At 71.9% G+C, this 19551-nt stretch carries 17 protein-coding genes, 2 tRNA genes and 2 pseudogenes; 12 read left to right on the top strand and 9 right to left on the bottom strand.

The features are described 5' to 3' along the window. Positions 1-5: 5 nt before the first annotated feature. The 3 genes from gyrA (at position 6) to ACIP4Y_RS22950 (ending at position 3542) form a co-directional block, all read left to right on the top strand. A complete protein-coding gene (gene gyrA, locus ACIP4Y_RS22960) occupies positions 6-2600 on the top strand; it encodes a DNA gyrase subunit A (protein ID WP_358635797.1) in 2595 nt (864 codons plus the stop codon). 18 nt (positions 2601-2618) lie between these two features. Beyond that, positions 2619-3353 carry a DUF3566 domain-containing protein gene (locus tag ACIP4Y_RS22955; protein WP_401396455.1) on the top strand — a complete coding sequence of 245 codons (735 nt, stop codon included), beginning with the start codon at positions 2619-2621 and terminating at the stop codon, positions 3351-3353. Between the two features lie 112 nt (positions 3354-3465). Beyond that, a tRNA-Ile gene (locus tag ACIP4Y_RS22950) sits at positions 3466-3542 on the top strand. A gap of 96 nt (positions 3543-3638) precedes the next feature. On the opposite strand, the pseudogene ACIP4Y_RS22945 reads toward ACIP4Y_RS22950, so the two are convergent. After that, positions 3639-3787, bottom strand: a pseudogene (locus ACIP4Y_RS22945) (helix-turn-helix domain-containing protein); the annotation flags it as partial. Continuing rightward, positions 3784-3968 (bottom strand): annotated as a pseudogene (locus tag ACIP4Y_RS22940) (replication initiation protein); the annotation flags it as partial. The pseudogenes ACIP4Y_RS22940 and ACIP4Y_RS22945, both read right to left, overlap by 4 nt. Before the next feature lie 127 nt (positions 3969-4095). Here ACIP4Y_RS22940 and ACIP4Y_RS22935 point away from each other — a divergent pair. Then, the gene (locus ACIP4Y_RS22935; RefSeq protein WP_401396452.1) at positions 4096-4449 is read left to right on the top strand and encodes a DUF1330 domain-containing protein; all 354 of its coding nucleotides are present in this window, start codon (positions 4096-4098) and stop codon (positions 4447-4449) included. Between the two features lie 233 nt (positions 4450-4682). Here ACIP4Y_RS22935 and ACIP4Y_RS22930 read toward each other — a convergent pair whose 3' ends face one another. Next, entirely contained in the window at positions 4683-8726 is a 4044-nt protein-coding gene (locus ACIP4Y_RS22930; protein WP_401396449.1) for an AAA family ATPase, read from the bottom strand. Positions 8727-9203: 477 nt separating this feature from the next. Here ACIP4Y_RS22930 and ACIP4Y_RS22925 point away from each other — a divergent pair, with 477 nt between their 5' ends. Together ACIP4Y_RS22925 and ACIP4Y_RS22920 are read left to right on the top strand one after the other, a co-directional pair. After that, positions 9204-9677, top strand: a complete 474-nt coding sequence (locus ACIP4Y_RS22925) for a hypothetical protein (RefSeq protein ID WP_358635803.1) — start codon at positions 9204-9206, stop codon at positions 9675-9677. 75 nt (positions 9678-9752) lie between these two features. Then, positions 9753-9971: a ferredoxin gene (locus ACIP4Y_RS22920; RefSeq protein WP_401396445.1), complete on the top strand. Its 219-nt coding sequence runs from the start codon at positions 9753-9755 to the stop codon at positions 9969-9971. Here the strand turns inward: ACIP4Y_RS22920 and ACIP4Y_RS22915 are convergent. Both ACIP4Y_RS22915 and ACIP4Y_RS22910 read right to left on the bottom strand, forming a co-directional pair. Beyond that, positions 9961-10737, bottom strand: coding sequence for a glycosyltransferase family 2 protein (locus tag ACIP4Y_RS22915; RefSeq protein ID WP_401396442.1), 777 nt, complete (start codon positions 10735-10737; stop codon positions 9961-9963). The genes ACIP4Y_RS22920 and ACIP4Y_RS22915 overlap by 11 nt on opposite strands. A 173-nt stretch (positions 10738-10910) precedes the next feature. Beyond that, positions 10911-11252, bottom strand: coding sequence for a DUF6344 domain-containing protein (locus tag ACIP4Y_RS22910; RefSeq protein WP_358635812.1), 342 nt, complete (start codon positions 11250-11252; stop codon positions 10911-10913). Between the two features lie 349 nt (positions 11253-11601). Here ACIP4Y_RS22910 and ACIP4Y_RS22905 point away from each other — a divergent pair, with 349 nt between their 5' ends. Both ACIP4Y_RS22905 and ACIP4Y_RS22900 read left to right on the top strand, forming a co-directional pair. Then, positions 11602-11730 carry a DLW-39 family protein gene (locus ACIP4Y_RS22905; RefSeq protein ID WP_003999697.1) on the top strand — a complete coding sequence of 43 codons (129 nt, stop codon included), beginning with the start codon at positions 11602-11604 and terminating at the stop codon, positions 11728-11730. A 228-nt stretch (positions 11731-11958) separates the two neighbouring features. Continuing rightward, entirely contained in the window at positions 11959-13311 is a 1353-nt protein-coding gene (locus tag ACIP4Y_RS22900; protein WP_401396438.1) for a hypothetical protein, read from the top strand. Here the strand turns inward: ACIP4Y_RS22900 and ACIP4Y_RS22895 are convergent. Then, positions 13275-14579 (bottom strand): serine/threonine-protein kinase, encoded by a 1305-nt coding sequence (locus ACIP4Y_RS22895; RefSeq protein WP_401396435.1) that lies wholly within the window; start codon positions 14577-14579, stop codon positions 13275-13277. The genes ACIP4Y_RS22900 and ACIP4Y_RS22895 overlap by 37 nt on opposite strands. 141 nt (positions 14580-14720) lie before the next feature. Beyond that, positions 14721-15269, bottom strand: coding sequence for a DNA-binding protein (locus ACIP4Y_RS22890; protein WP_358635818.1), 549 nt, complete (start codon positions 15267-15269; stop codon positions 14721-14723). Positions 15270-15451: 182 nt separating this feature from the next. On the opposite strand from ACIP4Y_RS22890, the gene ACIP4Y_RS22885 reads away from it, so the two are divergent. Further along, a tRNA-Ala gene (locus ACIP4Y_RS22885) sits at positions 15452-15524 on the top strand. Between the two features lie 75 nt (positions 15525-15599). Here ACIP4Y_RS22885 and ACIP4Y_RS22880 read toward each other — a convergent pair. After that, a complete protein-coding gene (locus ACIP4Y_RS22880; protein WP_358635820.1) occupies positions 15600-16301 on the bottom strand; it encodes a DUF5324 family protein in 702 nt (233 codons plus the stop codon). 270 nt (positions 16302-16571) lie between these two features. On the opposite strand from ACIP4Y_RS22880, the gene ACIP4Y_RS22875 reads away from it, so the two are divergent. Then, positions 16572-17102 (top strand): peptidylprolyl isomerase, encoded by a 531-nt coding sequence (locus ACIP4Y_RS22875; protein WP_358635822.1) that lies wholly within the window; start codon positions 16572-16574, stop codon positions 17100-17102. 102 nt (positions 17103-17204) lie between these two features. After that, complete coding sequence (locus tag ACIP4Y_RS22870) at positions 17205-18092, top strand: rhomboid family intramembrane serine protease (RefSeq protein ID WP_401396430.1); 888 nt, start codon at positions 17205-17207, stop codon at positions 18090-18092. A gap of 258 nt (positions 18093-18350) precedes the next feature. Here the strand turns inward: ACIP4Y_RS22870 and crgA are convergent, their stop codons facing one another. After that, complete coding sequence (gene crgA, locus ACIP4Y_RS22865; RefSeq protein WP_053711550.1) at positions 18351-18605, bottom strand: cell division protein CrgA; 255 nt, start codon at positions 18603-18605, stop codon at positions 18351-18353. A gap of 152 nt (positions 18606-18757) precedes the next feature. Here crgA and ACIP4Y_RS22860 point away from each other — a divergent pair, with 152 nt between their 5' ends. After that, positions 18758-19546 carry a DUF881 domain-containing protein gene (locus tag ACIP4Y_RS22860; RefSeq protein ID WP_401396426.1) on the top strand — a complete coding sequence of 263 codons (789 nt, stop codon included), beginning with the start codon at positions 18758-18760 and terminating at the stop codon, positions 19544-19546. Positions 19547-19551 lie beyond the last annotated feature (5 nt).

Genomic DNA, 19551 nt, shown 5'->3' with positions numbered 1-19551 from the left:
CAGCAATGGCCGACGAGAACACCCCCGTGACGCCTGAAGAGGGCGGCGAGCTCGCGATGCGTGTCGAGCCCGTCGGGCTCGAGACGGAGATGCAGCGCTCGTACCTGGACTACGCGATGTCCGTCATCGTGTCCCGTGCGCTGCCGGACGTCCGTGACGGTCTCAAGCCCGTCCACCGCCGCGTGCTGTACGCGATGTACGACGGCGGCTACCGCCCCGAGCGCGGTTTCTACAAGTGCGCCCGTGTCGTCGGCGACGTCATGGGCAACTACCACCCGCACGGTGACTCCTCCATCTACGACGCCCTGGTGCGCCTCGCCCAGCCGTGGTCGATGCGGATGCCGCTGGTCGACTCCAACGGCAACTTCGGCTCGCCGGGCAACGACCCGGCGGCGGCCATGCGCTACACCGAGTGCAAGATGGCGCCGCTGTCGATGGAGATGGTCCGGGACATCGACGAGGAGACCGTCGACTTCACGGACAACTACGACGGCCGCTCCCAGGAGCCGACCGTCCTGCCGGCCCGCTTCCCGAACCTGCTGATCAACGGCTCGGCCGGTATCGCGGTCGGCATGGCCACCAACATCCCGCCGCACAACCTGCGCGAGGTCGCGGCCGGCGCCCAGTGGTACCTGGAGAACCCCGAGGTCTCCCACGAGGAGCTGCTGGACGCGCTCATGGAGCGCATCAAGGGCCCCGACTTCCCGACCGGCGCGCTGGTCGTGGGGCGCAAGGGCATCGAGGAGGCGTACCGGACCGGGCGCGGCTCCATCACGATGCGCGCGGTGGTCGAGGTCGAGGAGATCCAGGGCCGCCAGTGCCTGGTGGTGACCGAGCTGCCGTACCAGGTGAACCCGGACAACCTGGCGCAGAAGATCGCCGACCTGGTGAAGGACGGCAAGATCGGCGGCATCGCGGACGTCCGTGACGAGACGTCGTCCCGGACCGGCCAGCGTCTGGTGATCGTCCTCAAGCGGGACGCGGTCGCCAAGGTCGTCCTGAACAACCTGTACAAGCACACCGACCTGCAGACGAACTTCGGCGCCAACATGCTGGCGCTGGTCGACGGTGTGCCGCGCACGCTGTCCCTGGACGCGTTCATCCGCCACTGGGTGACGCACCAGATCGAGGTCATCGTCCGCCGGACGAAGTTCCGGCTGCGCAAGGCCGAGGAGCGGGCGCACATCCTGCGCGGTCTGCTGAAGGCCCTGGACGCCATCGACGAGGTCATCGCGCTGATTCGGCGCAGTGACACCGTCGACGTCGCGCGCACGGGCCTGATGGACCTGCTGGAGATCGACGAGATCCAGGCCAACGCGATCCTCGAGATGCAGCTGCGCCGTCTGGCGGCCCTGGAGCGGCAGAAGATCGTCCAGGAGCACGACGAACTCCAGGCGAAGATCAGCGAGTACAACGAGATCCTCGCCTCGCCGGTCCGCCAGCGCGGGATCGTCAGCGAAGAGCTGGCCGCGATCGTCGAGAAGTACGGCGACGACCGCCAGACCAAGCTGATCCCGTACGAGGGCGACATGTCCATCGAGGACCTGATCGCCGAGGAGGACATCGTCGTCACCGTCACGCGCGGCGGCTACGTCAAGCGGACGAAGACGGACGACTACCGGGCGCAGAAGCGCGGCGGGAAGGGCGTGCGCGGCACGAAGCTGAAGGAAGACGACATCGTCGACCACTTCTTCGTCTCCACCACGCACCACTGGCTGCTGTTCTTCACCAACAAGGGCCGGGTGTACCGGGCGAAGGCGTACGAGCTGCCCGAGGCCGGCCGGGACGCGCGCGGTCAGCACGTGGCGAACCTGCTCGCCTTCCAGCCGGACGAGGCGATCGCCGAGATCCTGGCCATCCGGGACTACGAGGCGGCGCCGTACCTGGTGCTGGGCACCAAGTCCGGTCTGGTCAAGAAGACGCCACTGAAGGATTACGATTCGCCCCGCTCCGGCGGTGTCATCGCGATCAACCTGAGGGAGCGCGAGGACGGTTCGGACGACGAGCTGATCGGTGCCGAGCTGGTCTCGGCCGACGACGATCTGCTGCTGATCAGCAAGAAGGCGCAGTCGATCCGGTTCACCGCCTCGGACGAGACGCTTCGCCCGATGGGCCGCGCCACCTCCGGTGTCAAGGGGATGAGTTTCCGGGAGAGCGACGAGCTTCTCTCGATGAATGTTGTTCGACCCGGTACGTTCGTGTTCACTGCCACCGACGGTGGGTACGCGAAGCGCACCGCCGTCGACGAGTACCGCGTCCAGGGTCGCGGCGGCCTCGGCATCAAGGCCGCCAAGATCGTGGAGGACCGTGGTTCGCTCGTCGGCGCGCTGATCGTCGAGGAGAACGACGAGATCCTCGCGATCACCCTCTCCGGCGGTGTGATTCGTACGCGAGTCAGCGAGGTCAGGGAGACGGGCCGTGACACCATGGGCGTCCAACTGATCAACCTGGGCAAGCGCGATGCCGTGGTCGGTATCGCACGTAACGCCGAGGCCGGGCGCGAGGCGGAGGAAGTCGACGGCGATGTGGCCGTGGACGAGACCGCCGAGGGTGCCGCGACCACCGGCACGGACGAGGGTGAGGCACCCTCGGCCGAGTAGCACGAGGAGTGAGTCATCGTGAGCGGAGCCACGGGCGCCGGATCGGCCGGTACCTCCACGGGTACGGAAACGGGCGGCGGCGGCCGTGGCTCCGCCGCGCGTGCGGGGAGTGCGAGCGATCCGCACACGACCAACCTGAAGCCGGTGAAGGCTTCCGTGGCGGAGTCCTCCGGCACGCAGGAATCCCAGCAGGAGTCCCAGGGGGGAACTGTGGCGGACACCCGAGGCCCGGGCGCGGCCGGTGAGGCGCGGTCGGCGTCGCCGCTGCCCGGCGAGCGGCGCTCTGAGCAGCCCGACGGGCCCTACCACCCGCCGCAGGCCTATCCGGCGGCCCCCGCGGGTGCGGTGCGCAAGCCGCGTACGGGTGTGCGGACGGCGCCGCGGACCCGCAAGGCGCGGCTGCGGGTGGCCAAGGCCGACCCGTGGTCGGTGATGAAGGTCAGCTTCCTGCTCTCCATCGCGTTCGGCATCTGCACGATCGTCGCCTCGGCGGTGCTGTGGATGGTCATGGACGCGATGGGCGTGTTCTCGACGGTGGGCGGCACGATCTCGGAGGCGACCGGCTCGAACGAGGCGAACGGCTTCGACCTCCAGGCGTTCCTTTCCCTCCCCCACGTCCTGACCTTCACGACGATCATCGCGGTCATCGACGTCGTCCTGGCCACGGCCCTCGCGACCCTCGGCGCGTTCATCTACAACCTGTCCGCGGGCTTCGTCGGCGGCATCGAGCTGACCCTCGCGGAGGACGAGTGATCGCCGGACCAGCGGCGTACCGACGGCCCCCGGACAACCGATTTTGGGACTGACGCGGTCGTGCGCTAATCTTCAGGAGTCAGCGCGCGGGACACACACCGCAGAGCGCGGCGGGGCTATAGCTCAGTTGGTTAGAGCGCATCCCTGATAAGGATGAGGCCACAGGTTCAAATCCTGTTAGCCCCACCAGCGAAAAGACCCCCAGTCGGTATCGGCTGGGGGTCTTTGACATCCATGGTCATGCTGATCTGGCTGTGCCGGAGGATCGCCTGAGCGACCTTGGGATACCGCGTGGTCAGGGATGCGGCGGCACCCGTCGACCTTGATGGACACGAGGCGTGGGTACGGATCAGGTCGTACACCTTGGTCCGGCCCACCTTCAGCCGCGCCATGACTTCGGGCACGGTCAGCAGCTCGGGGACGGCGGGGGTCATGTAGCGGCGCCTTCCAGGTCGAGCAAGGCGGGCAGTTCTTCGCGGGCGATCTCGCGGTTGTGCTCTATGTCCCGGCGGATGTTGGCGGCGAGCCAGGATTCGCCGGGGGTGTGGCCATGGCCGGCGTAGGTCCAGTGGGCGAGGCTTCCTCGTCGTTGGGGTCGGGCAGGCCGAGGGCGGCTCATTTCGGGAGCGACCGCGTCGAGTCTGAGCGGCCCGTTCGGCGATTACCTCGAAGGTAATCGCGGCGTGCGGGGCGCGCGGCTACGTTCAAGTCGTCGTACCGGAGCGAACGAAGGGAAGGGGACGTGCCTGCATACGGCTTTGCCCACCTACGTGATCGCCGTCATCACCCTGATGTCCTTGAGTACTTGGATCGCATCCAGGACACCCTAGATCCATTCCACGGCCGCTTCCTGATCCACGGCCCGCCGACTGAGGTGGTGGAGGGGAGCTGGCCAGGCAGCATGGTGCTGATCGAGTTCCCCGGCCTAGCCGAGGCCCGCGCCTGGTACGCGTCCCCCGCGTATCAGGAGATCCTGCGGCTGCGGACCGATCACATCGATGGGGACGTCGTGCTGGTCGAGGGCGTTGGTGTTGGGTACGACCCGCGTGAGCGGGCGGTGAAACTCAGGGCAGAGACGGCCGGGGAACAGGCCTAGTACGCTGCGCAGGCATTGTCAACGGTGCTTGTCTCTGGTGACACCAACGTTTGACACCAACAAGCACGGACACCGGCGGTCAGCCCGCTCGCAGCCGATGCCGTCGTGTGGGAGCAGCCAAAAACCCGGCCGCTGGCGACGGGGGATGCACCAGCGACCGGGCTATGGCCAAGGGTAACAAGGTTGTCGGTTCCGTGGGGCCAAGTCCGGGGGGAATCAGGGATGTTGGCCGATCATCGACCGCACGGAGGGTCGTAGGAGAGGCGGGAGAGGTACTCGTGCCACCGGTGCGGGGTGAGGACGCCCCGGGTGACCGAGCAGATGTGCCGGATCGCCGCGTCGGCGTCCAGGCTCCACAGGCGGACGGTGTCGCTGCCGCTGGAGACGCCGAGGACGTGGCTGTTGGGGCTGAACGAGAGGAAGGCGCCGGTCTTGGCGTTGGGGCTCATCGACTGGCCGATCGGGGTCGCCGAGTCCGGCTCGGTGACGTTCCACAGGCGGACCGTGTTGTCGTTGCCGCCGCTGGCCAGGGTGCGGCCGTCGGCGCTGAACGTCACGGACGTGACCGCTTCGGTGTGGCCCGTGAGCGGGGCGCCCAGCGCGCTCGCGGTGGCGGGGTCGGTGACGTTCCACAGGCGGACCGTGTCGTCGTCGCTGCCGCTGGCCAGCGTGTGCCCGTCCGGGCTGAAGGCGAGCGCGTTGACGGGCCCGGAGTGCTCGGGCAGCGGCGCGCCCAGCGGTACGGCGTGCGCGGGGTCGGTCACCTTCCACAGCCGGATCGTGCTGTCCGCGCTGCCGCCGGCCAGGGTGCGGCCGTCCGGGCTGAAGGCGAGGGCGTTGACGTAGCCCCGGTGGCCGGTGAGCGGCTTGCCCAGCGGGACGGCGTGGGCGGGGTCGGTGACGTTCCACAGCTGGATGGTGCGGTCGTCGTAGGCGGTGGCCAGGGTGCGGCCGTCGGGGCTGTAGGCGAGCGCGTCGGGGCCCATGAAGCGGGTGCGCAGGCGCAGCGGCGGGCCGGCGGAGACGGGGTGGGCGGGGTCGGTGACGTTCCACAGGTGGACCGCGCGGACGCCGGTGAGGACGGCGAGGGTGCGGCCGTCGGGGGAGAACACCAGGGAGCGCTGGTCGCCGTCGGCGTGCATGAACGGCTTGCCGAGCGGGACGGGCCGGCCGGGCCGGGTCACGTTCCACAGCCGGAGCCGGCCGTCCCGGGCGGCGGTGGCCAGAACCCGCCCGTCCGGGCGGAACGCGCCGTTGCGCCCGAGCATGTCCGAGGTCGGCACCGACCACAGGCGCACCTTGCCGTCGCCGCTGCCGGTGGCGAGGGTACGGCCGTCCCGGCTGAACCCCAGCGCGTACATCTCACCGCTGCTGCCCGCGAGCGGCTCGCCGATCTGGGACGGGGAGGCCGGGTCGCCGACGTTCCACAGGCTCGCCGTGCTGTCGGCGCTCGCGGCGGCCAGCCGGCCGCCGTCGGGACTGAACGCCACGGACCAGATCGGGCCGGTGTGGCCGGTCAGCGGCGAGCCGATCGCCGCAGCGCGGGCGGGGTCGGTCACGTCCCACAGCCGGATGGTGTCGTCCGCGCTGCCGCTGGCCAGGGTGTGCCCGTCCGGGCTGAAGGCCACCGAGTGCACCAGGTCGGTGTGCCCGCGCAGGGTGCGGACCGCCGCCGGCCGGCGTGGCGCGGTGACGTCCCACAGCCGGACCGTGTCGTCGTCGCCGCCGGTCGCGAGCGTCCGCCCGTCCGGGCTGAACGCCACGGAGCGCACCGCCGCGGAGTGCCCGCGCAGCGTGGCCTTCGGGGCCGGCCGGCGCGGGTCGGTGACGTCCCACAGCCGCACGGTGCGGTCCTCGCCGGCCGTGGCCAGGGTGTGGCCGTCCGGGCTGAAGGCGACCAGGTAGATGGTGCCCCGGTGCCCGGTGAGCGGCGTGCCGAGCGGTACGGGGTGGGCGGGGTCGGTGACGTTCCACAGCCGGACGGTGCCGTCGTCGCCGGCGCTGGCCAGGGTGTGGCCGTCCGGGCTGAAGACGGCGCTGCTCACCCAGCTGGCGTGGCCGGTGAGCGGCGTGCCGAGCGGGGCCGGGCGGTGGGGGTCGGTGACGTTCCACAGCCGGACCGTGCGGTCGTAGCTGGCCGTGGCCAGGGTGTGGCCGTCGGGGCTGAACGAGGTGAGGTAGACGGCGCCGGTGTGGCCGGACAGCGGGGTGGCCAGCGGCGCGTTCACGATGGAGATCAGGCGGCTGTAGGTGCCCTCGTCGCCGGGGCGGAGCTGGTGCGCGACCAGGTCGAGCTGGGCGGCCAGCGACGGATCCGTGTGCTGCACCCGGTCGGCCTCGGCGAGCACCTGCGCGAACACGGCGTCGTCGCGCTGCTTGGAGGCGATCACCGCGGAACCGGCGGCGAGCAGGGCCAGCACCACCAGCGCCGCCACCGCGGCCCGGCTCAGCCACACCGAGCGCTTGCGCAGCCGTACCGAGGCGGCCAGGAATTCCACCGCGCTGCGGGTCAGGTAGGTGTCCCCGGCCGACCGGGCCCAGCTGCGGGCCTGCTCCAGCCGGGAGCCCCGGTACAGCAGGGAGCTGTCCCGGCCCGAGTCCTCCCAGGCCCGGCCGTCCTCCTCCAGCCGCTGGCGCAGCAGGTGGTCGCCGCGGCCCTCGTCGATCCAGTGCCGCAGCCGGGGCCAGGCGTGCAGCAGCGCCTCGTGGGTGATCTCCACGGTGTCCGCGTCCAGGGTCACCAGCCGGGCCCGCACCAGGGCCTCCAGCGACTCCTCCGTCTTGCCGGGGTCCGCGGACTCCTGCGCCAGCTGCCGCCGGGTGCCGCGCCGCCGGGTGGCCTGGGTGTCCTCGCCCAGCCGGACCAGCCGCAGCAGCAGCAGCCGGGCGGCGGTACGGGCCGCCGGGTCCAGGCCGGACCAGGCGCGCTCGGCGGTCGCCGCGACCGCGCCCTGGATGCCGCCCGCCGCCCGGTAGCCGGCCAGCGTCAGCTTCCCGGCCTTGCGGCGCTGCCAGGTGGCCAGCAGGGCGTGCGACAGCAGGGGGAGCACACCCGCGTCGTGAGCGCCGCGCGGGCCGTCGGCGCTCACCTCGCGCACGATCAGCTCGGCGAGCCCCGGTTCCAGTTCGAGACCCACCGCCTTGGCCGGACCGGTCACCGCCTCGCGCAGCTCGGTGCTGGTCAGCGGGCCGAGCACCATGTGCCGGTGCTGCAGCGCGTCGGCGAGTTCCGGATAGCCGAGGCACTGCTCGTAGAAGTCGGCGCGGATGCCGAGGACGACCTGGACGGGGGCGGGTCCGGCGGAGCCGGCGGGCGGGGTGCAGGCGGTGTGCAGGAACTGGATGAAGGTACGGCGGTCCGCCTCGTCGGCGCAGAGGGTGAACGCCTCCTCGAACTGGTCCACGATGACGACCGGCCGGGCGTCCGCGTCCTGGTCGTGGCCCGCCCAGACCGCGACCGCCTCGCGCACGGCCCGGGCGACGTGCGGGGCGCCGCTGCCGGGCAGCGCCGGGTTCTCCGAGGCCTTCTGCTCGGCCCTGCGCGCGACGGCGGCGATCTCGGCCAGCTCCGGGATGCGGCGGACCAGTTCTCCGAGCGGATCGGCACCGGGGACGAGCTGCAGGACCCGCCGGGACCGGGCCGCCGCCTCCGCCGCCGGGCCGTCCGGGGCGCCGCTGCGGATCGCGGGGACCAGGCCGGCGTTCAGCAGGGACGACTTCCCCGCCCCGGAGGCGCCGACCAGCATCACCAGGCCGCCGGACCGCTCGGCCGCGCGGAGCTGGGCGACGAGGGCGTTCGTACTGCGTTCCCGGCCGAAGAACCACCGGGCGTCCTCCCGCCGGTACGGGGCCAGCCCCCGGTACGGGCACACGCCGCCGGCGACCGGCGGGGCCTGGGCGGGGGGCCGCCGGTTCTTCTCCGCGGGCGGCGCGGGCGGCTCGCCGGTCGGACCGGTCAGCGCCAGCTCCCACAGCCGCTGCCAGTGGGCGAGGTCGTACAGGCCGGTGGAGACCGGGGCGGGCCGCAGGCGCCGCGCCTCCGGGATCAGGATCTGCAGCACCGCGGCGAGGGCCGCGAACTGGGCCGGCACGTTGCGGGCCCGGCGCCAGTCGCTGATCCGCTGCGCCGACACCCGTACGGGCCGGCCGCGCTCGTCGACCCGCTGCAGTCGTACGACCGCCTCGGCGACGCTCTTGAGGGGAGGGTTTCCGGCTTCCTTGTACAGCAGCGCCAGGCGCTCGGCGAAGGCTGTGCGTGCCCCTGAGTCGGAACTCAAGGTCCCACCCCTTACTTTCCCCCGCGTGTGGACGTCCGGACCGGAAAACTCACCTTATACGGCTGACCTGCGGCGAAGAGCCGGTCCGGAGACCGGAACCTCCTCCTGCGGGGCCGTAGATGGCAGGATCCGAACCCGGTAGCGGACCCGTCACACACCGTCCGGACAGGCCACCGGCCCGGTGCTCGGAGAGACAGCCCATGGCGCCGAACGTTCTCAGCCGAAATCGCTCATCCCCTGCCGCGCCCGGCGGGTGAGCCCGCGCGTCCCGGACACCGTCCGGCCCCCGTACTTCGACCCGTGCTGCACCGCCGACTTGGCACGGGTCGACGGCCCGGCACCGTCCGGCACCGGTCCCCACGAGGGGAGGGACCGGTGCCGGACGGGCGGGAACGGCGCTTGTCCACACCCTGGAGATCTGACGATGTGTCAGTTACGGTCGCCTCGCCGGTCCTTTCCGAAGGGGTGAGGTGTCCCATGGAGAAGCAGCGTCCCCGGTGCCCGCGGCCGCCCGGTGAACCCCGCTGGGTCGCGATGTTCCACGAGCCGGCCCAGGACACCTGGACGGTGGGCGCCGAGTCCCCGTACCGGGAGCCGGTGCTGTACGCCGTCGGGGACATGACCCGGACCGTGCGGGCGCGCGGAGCCGAGGCGGCCGTCGCGCTCTGGGGGCCCGAGGACGGCGGCTGGCGCCTCTTCGACGCCCCGTCCGCCCCGCCCCCCGCCCCCGCGCCGGAGCGGCCCGCGCCCGGCTCCCCGGAACCGGCCCGGCTGGCCGAGCGCATGACGGACCGCCGCCACCAGGTGCTCATGGCCGCGCTGAGCAAGGCGGGCCTGTACGACCTGGGCCCCGAGGACGGCGAGGCCGTCCGCACGCTCGCCGACCGGCTCGACGAGCCGACGGTCCGCCGGGTGGCCCACTGGCTCTCGGCCGCGGGCGGGCAGCGGTAGCCCGGCGGTCCGGTTCAGCGGGGGCGCGGCCGGGCAGTGACGTTCCTGAAGGCACCGCCCACGCGTGGAGGACGCATGAAGGTCTCCGTCGACCGCTCCCTGTGCTACGGCTCCGCCGAGTGCGCGCACCGGGCGCCGGGCGTGTTCGCGTTCGAGGACGGGTACGGCGTCGTACGGCCCGGCGGGGCGGAGGCGGCCGGGGACCCGTCGGTGCGGGAGGCGGTCCGGGAGGCGGCCGAGAAGTGCCCCTCGCAGGCGGTCCGCCTCACCGAGGAGGAGCCGTTCAGCGGGTAGGGGCCGGCGGATAGGTCCAGCCGAAGGCGGCCAGCGCGCGGGCCCGGGCCTCGGCGACCGCCATGCGGGCCGCGCGTTCGACGGGGTCGACGTGCGCCGTCTGGCCCGTGACCTGTCCTTCCCACTTGCGGTACAGCAGACCGGCCTCGGCCGAGAACCAGCCGCGGCTCACCGCGTCCAGCGCCAGCAGCAGACCGGTGTCCTCCGAGGCGGGCAGCGCCATCCAGCCGCCCAGGGCGGTGAGCAGCTCCCGCCGTACGCACAGGCTCGCCGGGTGGACCGGGGCGCGGAAGTCGTTGCGCTTCCACCGGTCGAGGACCGTGCCCCGCTCGATCGGGCCGTCGTCGGGGTCGCCGGGGAAGCCGGCCGTGGAGCCGTCGGGCAGCAGGTCCAGGACGCGGGACGTCGTCCAGCCGACGGTGGGCTCCGCCTCCAGCACGGCCACGTCCCGGGCGAGCGCACCCGGGGTGAGCCGGTCGTCTGCGTCCAGCACCTTGACGTAGGCGCCCTCGGCGCGCGCCAGCGCGATCGTCCGGGCGACCCCGGGCCCGCCCGGCCGGCCCTGGCGGAAGGACACCCGGGCGTCGTCCGGGACGTGGGGGCGGACCTCCTCGGTCGTGCCGTCCTCCTGCACGACCCAGTCCCACTCCCAGCCGGCGGGCAGCCGCTGCGCGCACAGGGACGCGTACGCGTCCGGCAGGAACCGGGCGGACGGGCCGTGGACAGCGGTGACTACGGTGACGCGCCGGTTCACGGCAGCGCTCACCACCTTTCCGGGTCGTACGTCTGTGTCTACGAGGTTCTCCGAGCATGTCGTACCGGGGCCCCGAACAGCGCGAGACCCCCGGCCGAGACTGGCCGGGGGTCTTTCCGTGTCGACTGGTGCGTACGCAAGTCGCCGTGCGGTCGAGACGTTGCGGTACTGCAGCGGGGGAGGGATCAGCAGTCGAGGGACTCCGCGGGGTGGTCCTGGGACGTGGTCTCCGCCTGGGTGTCGGTGAGCGGACGGTGCCGGCAGCCGGGGGTCTTGCCGTGGGCCTCGGCCCGGATCCGCTGCTTCATCGTGGGGGGCAGGGCACTGGCATGGGACCAGATCCCGTGGTGTGCCGCCGGAATCGCCGGGGTCGTGCGCTGCGCGGTGCCGGTGCGGGGGCTCTCGGTCCGGGGTCCGGCCGCGGCGGCGGTCGCGGAGGCGGCGGTGACGAGTCCGAGCGCCGTGCACAGCGCGAGGAAGGCGGTGACGATGGCGGTCCACAGCTTCATGACCTTGTTCTTGGCCATGGCCCCTCACTTTCGGGTTGGGCGATTTGCGTACTTTCCTCATGATGTGTATGAGCGCCGCGAGGTGGTGGACCTGCGCCCGTGGCGCGTCGATGTTCCGATGAACACCACTCGGATGGGTGCAAGAGCGAGGAAAACCCCGCAAAACGCGGTGAGGGTGAGCGAAGAGGGAGCAAAGTAACCGTGCGTGGAGGTGCCGTCACCCTCCGGCCGGAACCGCCTGCGACCAGGCTCATTGCGCTTCCGGAGGCGGGAGTTGGGCCCCGAAGCAGGTCACCGATCGATATCGGTCGGTGTGTATAGTCGGGCGCCAGAGGTCCCCTACGTCAAGGAAAGACGAGGTCGCGCGGTGAAGAAGCTGCTCCTGGTCGCACTGGCCGCCATCGGCGGGCTCCTCGTGTACCGCCAGATCCAGGCGGATCGCGCCGAGCAGGATCTGTGGACGGAGGCGACTGACTCCGTGCCCACGGGTTCGTGAGTCCCGATACCCGATCTGAACCGACCCCGGCCGCCTGCGCGGTCGGGGTTTTGCGTTGTCCCGGGGTTGCGGGCGCCCGGCGGGTGAGCTAGCGGGCGGGCAGGGCTCCGGGGGTGCCGGGTGCGTTTCGGACGGGCGCGGGCGTTGCCCGGATGGCGCAGCGACGGCCGGGGCAGGATGGGGCCTGCGGTCCGTGTGCGGCCGTCCGACGACTGGGGGTGGTGGCGCGTGCGGGCGCGAGGCGGTACGACGGCATGGACGAGGCGGCAGGCCCTGGCCGCCCGGCGCGCCCTGATCCTGCTGCCGGCACTGTGCGCCGCCCTCGCCCTGCCGGCCGGCGCCCCGGCCGCCGCCGCGCCTCCCGTGCCGGGGCCGTACACCTTCGCGCCCGGCGCCCGGACCGTCACCGGCGCGCAGCGGCCCACCGCGGACGCCGCCCCGCTGGACCCCGGCCGCACCTACCGCAGCTCCGTGCCCCGCAACGGCAGGCTCTACTACCGCCTCCACCTCACCGCCGCCGAGACGGCGTACGTACCCGTCACCGCCGTACCGCCCGCGGACGCCGCCGTCTCCGCCACCGACGGCATCCGCGTCTCGCTGCAGGACGCCAAGGGCACGCCCTGCTCCTACGCCTCCGCCCGTTTCGGCGCCGGGCTCAGCCCCCGCCCGGTCACCGCCCTGGCCCAGCGCGACACCGGCAAGGCGCTGTGCCAGGGCGCAGGGACGTACTACGTGCTCGTCGAACGGCTCGACGCCGAGGGCTCCGGGGCGGCGGCCCGGGCCGGCCGGTGGGACCTGGAGATCGCGCCCGCCACGGAACCCGGCCTCGCGCAGGCCGGCCCCACCACCGCGCCGCAGACCTGGAACTCCGCCACACCGGAGCCCCTCACCGGCACCGCCCGCGAGCGCCCCGGGGGCACCGGTTTCACCACCGCCCGCCCGCTCGGCCAAGGGGTCTGGCGGACCACCCTCGCACCCGGCGAGACCCGCTTCTACAAGGTGCCGCTGGACTGGGGCCGGCACCTGCACGCCTCCGCCGACCTGGGCGGCGCCCCCGGCCACGGCTATGTCGGCGGCGCGCTGAACCTCTCCCTGTACAACCCCGTACGCGGCTACGTCGACGACACCTCCCTCGGCTACACCGGCGCCCCGAAGTCCGCCGCCCTCGCCCCGCTCCCGCCGGTGGAGTACGCCAACCGCTACGCCGTGCCCGCCGGAGTGACCTCCGTCCGCTTCGCCGGCGACTACTACCTCGTCGTCCACCTCAGCGCGCAGCTGGCCGGCACGTTCGGGCGGGGGCCGTTCGAGGTGACCCTGCGGGTGCGGACGGGCGGCTGGGCGCACGCCGGGCCCGGATACGCCGGCCGGCCCGCGCCCGACGACGTGTTCACGATCAGCGCGCAGGACCGGGAGTCCGTGCTGACCGGAGGCAGCGGGGACGGGAGCGAACACCGGGCGATGCGGCTGGTCGCCGTCGGCGGGATCGGCGCGGGAACCGTGCTGCTGCTCGTCCTCGGCGGCTGGACGGTGGCGGCCCGGCGGGCTCACGCCCGGGCCAGCGCCCAGAAACCCACCGCGTAGCAGACGAGCGCCAGCAGCAGGATCGGGATCGCGGCCTTGGCCGGGGGCCCGGGACGGCGGGCCGCACGCCGGCGACGGCCGCGTGCGCGCGGAACGGGCGGCGCCGGGGACGGGTGCAAAGGGGGAACCTGCGGATCGCGGGCGGTGTACGCCGCGGTAGCGGTGTCGACGCGGGGGTCCGGCACACCGCCAGGCACCGGGGGCGCGGGCGGGGCGGGGTCCGGATCGGGGGCCGGGGTCCGCTCGGGCGGCGGCAGACGGAAGCTGCCGGTGTCGGAGAGGGAGCCGGTGTAGGTGGGCGTACGGGAACCCGTGAACGCTCCCGCGCCCGGCGCTGCTTCGGGGGCCTCGCCCGGCACCGGCTCCAACGCCACACCGGACGCCTGCTGGAGCGGGCCGTCCGGCCCGAACCCCGAGGGGAGCGGGCCGAGTTGGTCGAAGATCTCGATGAGTTCGTCGTCCGGGCCCGGCTCCGGCAGTAGTTCCGCGGCGGCTGCGAGCGCCTTGCGCGCCCCCGTGGCGGTGCGGAAACGGTCCGCGGGGTCCGGCTGGAGCAGCGAGGCGACGACCTGCCAGAGCGGCTCCGGGATGCCCTTGGGCGGGCCGGGCGTGCCGTGTTCCAGGAAGTACTGCACCAGCGCCTTCGCGTCGGGCTTGGCCCCCTCCAGGAGGTACAGGGCGACCAGGCCCACGGCGAACAGGTCGGCCGGGAAGTCGGGTTCGGCGCCCAGCATCTGCTCGGGCGCGAGGTAACCGGGCGTGCCCACCACGAGGTTGGTCTCCGTCAGCCGGGGTTCCCCCAGCCGCATGGCGATGCCGAAGTCGGACAGCCGGAGCCGCGGCCGGGCCGTACCGGTGGCCTCCAGGAGCACGTTGGCGGGCTTGATGTCCCGGTGGACGACGTCCTCCGCGTGCACGGCGGAGAGCCCGGACAGCAACTGGTCGAGCAGGGTGCACACGAACGCCGGCGGGAGGGGGCCGTAGTCGTTGACCAGGTGGACCAGCGAGCCGCCGGCGACCAGGTCCATGGTGAACAGCACCTTGTCGTCGTCCGCGGCCCAGCTGGCCGGGGCGAGCACGTGCGGATGGTCGATGCGCAGCCCCTGCTCCCGCACGAAGCGGAGCAGGGAGTGGGCATCGCGCTGCTGGAGGACCTTCGCGGCCACGTACCGCCGGCGGCGATGGTCCCAGGCACGCCATACGGCGCCCACCCCACCCCGGCCGATCGGGTCGGCCAGCTCGTACCGGCCGGCGAACACCTCACCCATGGCAGCCGCCGCTCCTCCCCTAGCCCGACGAACCCCCCGCGCCCCTTGCTCCCCTCAGCACTCCCTACCCACGAGAGGAGCACCCGCCCCGCTGCGGCTCGGCCGGCCACCGGACCCCCTCCGGTGTGCCGGCCGAGCCGGTCAGTTCTGGTGCGACTGGTAGTGCGCGACGGCGTCCGAGGTGCGGCCGGCGCCGTAGACACGGAGGAACTCGGCGAGCTCGGGGTGGCTCGGGGCGAGGGCGTCCGCGGCGTCGATGATGTCGCCGGCGGCGGCCACCGAGCGCAGCAGCGACTGGATCTCGCGTACCACGCGCTTCACCGTGGGCGCACCCGAACTGTTCGTGGTATGCGTGGTGTTGTTGAGCACCGAGCCCCCCTGCGACTTCTTGATCTCGTCCATGCGCTCGGTCGCCTCGGCGGCGCTGACACTGCCGTCCGCGACCTGGGACGCCAGCTCCTGCAGCAGCTGCACCCGCTGGACCACCGCGGGATTGCCGATCTTCGCGCGCTGGCCGCTCATCAGCTGCGAGAGCATCGGAGCGGACAGGCCCAGGACCGCCGCGAGCCGGGCCTGGTTCAGCCCGAGATCGTCGATGAGCTTACGGAAGAGCGCCCCCAACGGCTCCCCGTACCAGTTCCGCTGCAGCTCCCGCGCTCTCGCGGTGGCTTCCTGCTGTGCGGCGTCCATTGCGTCTCCCCATCGCTTCCCCTGAAAACCGCGGTTCGCTGTAGCGAACCACGCCGAGCATCTTACGGAGAGTGGTCATCCGCGGGGAGCCCCAATCTTTTTGCGGGATACGGGGGGTGACCCGGTACTCTGGTCTGCGGCACCCGCCGGAACACGATTCTTCCGGCCGGGCGCTCCTTTCCGGGGCCTTAGCTCAGTTGGTAGAGCGCCGTCTTTGCATGGCGGATGTCAGGGGTTCGACTCCCCTAGGCTCCACCCAGAAAATGCCCTCCGGCCTGCGAAACCGCAGTGCCGGAGGGCATTTGCCGATCAATCGTCAGTTTTCTGTACTCAGGCCTCGTCGTCGCGGTCGGCCGCGTCCTCCTCCGCCTGCTTGGCCTCGACCTCGGGATCCAGGCCCGCCGGGCCGGTGCCGTCGACCGAGGTGAGGCGGCCCCCGTCGGGGACCTCCGTCGCCGCGGGCGGTTCGACCAGCCAGTCCGGGTTGGCCTGCTTGTCCCACCACTTCCAGGCCGCGAAGGCGCCGCCCGCCACGACGGCCAGCACCGCCGTCAGCTTCACGGCGCGGCCGGCCCGGGACCGCCGGGCATTGCGCCGGGCCAGCTTCTGGATCTCCTGCGCCGACACCTGGCCGCGCAGTGCGGCCAGCGCGGCGGCGCCGCGCGCGGCGGCCTCGTCGCGTACCGGAGCGGTCGCGGCGACGGCCTGCTCCAGCTTGGGACGTGAGTAGTCGGCGGCCTGCCGGGCGGCCTTACGGGTACGGACGGCGGCCTCGTGCGCGGCCACGTCCACCTTCGGCGGCACATGGGCGCGGGCCTGCTCCAGGCGCGGGGCGAGCCGGGCGTCGTACTGCACGCGGGCCTGTTCTGCGGCCTGCGACACCACGGGCGCCAGCCGTACGCGTGCCTCCTGCGCGTAGTACGCGGCACGCTCCTTGGCCGTGTCGGCGTAGGGCGCCACCACTTCCGCGGCGTGCAGCACGCTGTCCTTCGCCGAGCCGGTCGCGGCGCGCACGCTGTCGATGCGGGTCACGGGTTCCTCCTCCTCGGTGGCGTACGGTATTTCGACTTTCCACCCTTTTACGGATCATGCCTGCCGAGGGCGGGTGCGGCATGCGCGGGCGGGCATATGGGTGCCGATCGCTTGCTTCGGCCTGATTCGGGGCACCGGGGTGCCCGCCGTCGACACTGCCACGAATCGCCGCGCCGCGCCGCACGCCCCGCGGAAGTCGTGGCCGCCCGGAGACGCGCGGCCGGGACCGTGGAAGGATCGAAGGCGGCGGACGACAACGGAAGGCGGACCGTGGCCGAGCAGCTGTATGCCACCTTGAAGACCACCCTCGGCGACATCGAGGTGCGGCTCTTCCCGCTGCACGCTCCCGTCACGGTCAGGAACTTCGTCGAGCTGGCCCGCGGGGAACGCGAGTGGACCCACCCCGGCACCGGCGAGAAGAGCAGAAGACCGCTCTACGACGGCACGGTCTTCCACTGCGTCATGAGCGGATTCATGATCCAGGGCGGTGACCCGCTGGGGAACGGCCTGGGCGGCCCCGGCTACGGATTCGAGGACGAATGCCACCCCGACCTGGCCTTCGACGTCCCGTATCTGATGGCCATGGCCAACGCCGGCCCGGGCACCAACGGCTCCCAGTTCTTCATCACCGTCACGCCGAGCACCTGGCTCGACGGCAAGCGGACCATCTTCGGCGAGGTCACCGGCCCGGCCGGCCGGAAGGTGGTCGACGCCATCGCGAACGTGCCGACCGGACGCAACGACCGGCCGCTCGCCGACGTCGTGCTCGAGACGGTGGTCGTCGAGACGCGCGAGGACTGAGAAGGGAACCAAAGGCATCGCTCGTCCGTAAGGATGAACGGGGCAGGATGGTGCCGTAGGCACCGTACGACCAGGTACGGGCACGACGACCAAGGGGAACTGATGGACCAGGCCGCAGGGAGCGCGCAGGACGCCCGGAGCGTGCCCGTGTGCTACCGGCACCCGGACCGAGAGACCGGCGTGCGCTGCACCCGCTGTGAGCGCCCCATCTGCCCCGAGTGCATGGTCAGCGCCTCGGTCGGCTTCCAGTGCCCGGACTGCGTCCGCGGCGGCTCCGGTACGGGGCACGCACCGCAGGCGTCCCGGCCGCGCACGCTCGCCGGCGGCACGGTCACGACCGATCCCCGGCTGCTCACCAAGATCCTGATCGGGATCAACCTCGCGGTGTTCATCGCGATCCAGGCCGACCGCTCCCTCCTGGACGACGTGGTGCTCTACGGCGCCTGGCCGCCGAAGCCGTTCACGCCGACCTCGGGGGTCGCCGGCGGCGAGTGGTACCGCTTCGTGACGTCGATGTTCGCGCACGAGCAGTACTGGCACATCGGCTTCAACATGCTGAGCCTGTGGTGGGTCGGCGGTCCCCTGGAAGCGGCCCTCGGCCGGGCCCGCTACCTGGCGGTCTACTTCGCCTCCGGGCTGGCCGGCGGTGCGCTGACCTACCTGCTCGAATCCCCGACCACCGCGTCGCTCGGTGCCTCGGGCGCGATCTTCGGCCTCTTCGGCGCCACCGCGGTGCTGATGCGCCGGCTCAACTACGACATGCGGCCGGTCGTCGCCCTGCTGGCGATCAACCTGATCTTCACCTTCAACCCGTCCATGAACATCTCCTGGGAGGCGCACATCGGCGGGCTCGTCGCCGGTGTCGTCACCGGGTACGCGATGGTCCACGCCCCGCGCGAGAGGCGGTCGCTGGTGCAGTACGGCACCTGCGCCGTCGTCCTGGTGCTGTCGCTGGCGCTGGTGCTGGTCAGAACCGCGCAGCTCACCTGATCCGAACCGTTGTCCACAGGCTGTGGCGGATCTTGTGCACACGGTGCGGACACAGCTGTGCCCCCTGCCGCTCGGATGTGTTTCCGCAGGTCAGGCAGGGGGCGAACGGGTGTCTGACGGGCACTTGGCCAGTCACACCGGCGTCAACACCCGATGAGTTATCCACAGATCGTCGTTCTTTTCCCCACTGTGGAAAACAGCTGTGGATAACTCAGTGGATAGCCCTGGGCAGAGCTGTTTCCGGAGGTGCCGGGAACGCTACTTCCACTGCGTGGAGACGCCGAAGCCCGCGGCGATGAAGCCGAAGCCCACCACGATGTTCCAGTTGTCCAGGCTGTCGATGGGCAGCGAGCCGTCCGTCACGTAGAACACCACGATCCAGGCCAGGCCGATCAGGAACATGGCCAGCATGACGGGCGCGACCCAGGCGCGGTTGGTGAGCTTGATGGCCTGCGCCTGCTTCGCGGGCGGCGGCGTGTAGTCGGCCTTCTTGCGGATACGTGACTTCGGCACGAGGGTCTCTCCTGTCGATGCGCTGCGTGGCCGCGCAGGTAACTGGGTCGGGCTCGGGGCAGCGTACAAAGGGCCAACATGACGACTCTGTGTGCTCCCCCGGGCGTCCGTTAGCGTAGTGCTTCCGTGGCGCCGAAGGAGATAAGGGTACGTTGAGCAATTCTGCCGACTCCCCCGGGACGGGATCAACGGGTGCGGGCCCCGTTCGCAGGCTGCGTCTGCGGCCCGTACGGATGCTCACGGCGGCCGTCTTCGCCCTCGCCGGGCTGATCTTCTTCACCAGCTTCGACACGGCCAGGGGCACCGACATCCGCCAGGACGGCTCGCTGCTGAAGCTGTCCGACCTGATCCAGCAGCGCAGCCGTAAGAACAAGGCGCTGGACGAGTCCAACGCGACCCTGCGGGACGGCGTGGAGTCGCTCGCCGAGAGCGACGACGGCAGCACCAGGGCCCAGGACGAGAAGCTCGGCGGACTGGAGAAGAGCGCGGGCACCCGGAAGCTGACCGGCAAGGCCGTCACCGTCACCCTCAACGACGCCCCGCCGGGCGCCACCGCCAAGCTCCCCGGCTATCCCGAGCCGCAGCCCGATTACCTGGTCATCCACCAGCAGGACCTCCAGGCCGTGGTGAACGCGCTGTGGCAGGGCGGCGCCCAGGGCATCAAGGTCATGGACCAGCGGCTGATCTCCACCAGCGCGGTGCGCTGCGTCGGCAACACCCTGATCCTCCAGGGCCGCGTCTACTCACCGCCGTACAAGATCACGGCGGTCGGGGACCCGGACCGGCTGAAGCAGGCGCTCGCCGCGAGCAAGGCGATCCAGACCTACATGGTCTACGTCAACGTCTACGGCCTCGGCTGGAAAGTCACCGACGACGGGACGGTGACTCTTCCGGGGTACTCCGGCACAGTGGATCTGCGCTACGCGAAGCCAGTGGGGTAGACGTC

The sequence above is a fragment of the Streptomyces sp. NPDC088810 genome (assembly GCF_044750305.1).
In the GTDB taxonomy this organism is placed as follows: Bacteria; Actinomycetota; Actinomycetes; order Streptomycetales; family Streptomycetaceae; genus Streptomyces.
This window is presented reverse-complemented; position numbering and strand designations above follow the sequence as displayed.

Coding starts and splice junctions, on each gene's coding strand:
- gyrA (WP_358635797.1), top strand. CDS start 6: ATGGCCGACGAGAACACCCCCGTGACGCCTGAAGAGGGCGGCGAGCTC.
- ACIP4Y_RS22925 (WP_358635803.1), top strand. CDS start 9,204: ATGGAGAAGCAGCGTCCCCGGTGCCCGCGGCCGCCCGGTGAACCCCGC.
- ACIP4Y_RS22920 (WP_401396445.1), top strand. CDS start 9,753: ATGAAGGTCTCCGTCGACCGCTCCCTGTGCTACGGCTCCGCCGAGTGC.
- ACIP4Y_RS22910 (WP_358635812.1), bottom strand. CDS start 11,252: ATGGCCAAGAACAAGGTCATGAAGCTGTGGACCGCCATCGTCACCGCC.
- ACIP4Y_RS22895 (WP_401396435.1), bottom strand. CDS start 14,579: ATGGGTGAGGTGTTCGCCGGCCGGTACGAGCTGGCCGACCCGATCGGC.
- ACIP4Y_RS22890 (WP_358635818.1), bottom strand. CDS start 15,269: ATGGACGCCGCACAGCAGGAAGCCACCGCGAGAGCGCGGGAGCTGCAG.
- ACIP4Y_RS22870 (WP_401396430.1), top strand. CDS start 17,205: ATGGACCAGGCCGCAGGGAGCGCGCAGGACGCCCGGAGCGTGCCCGTG.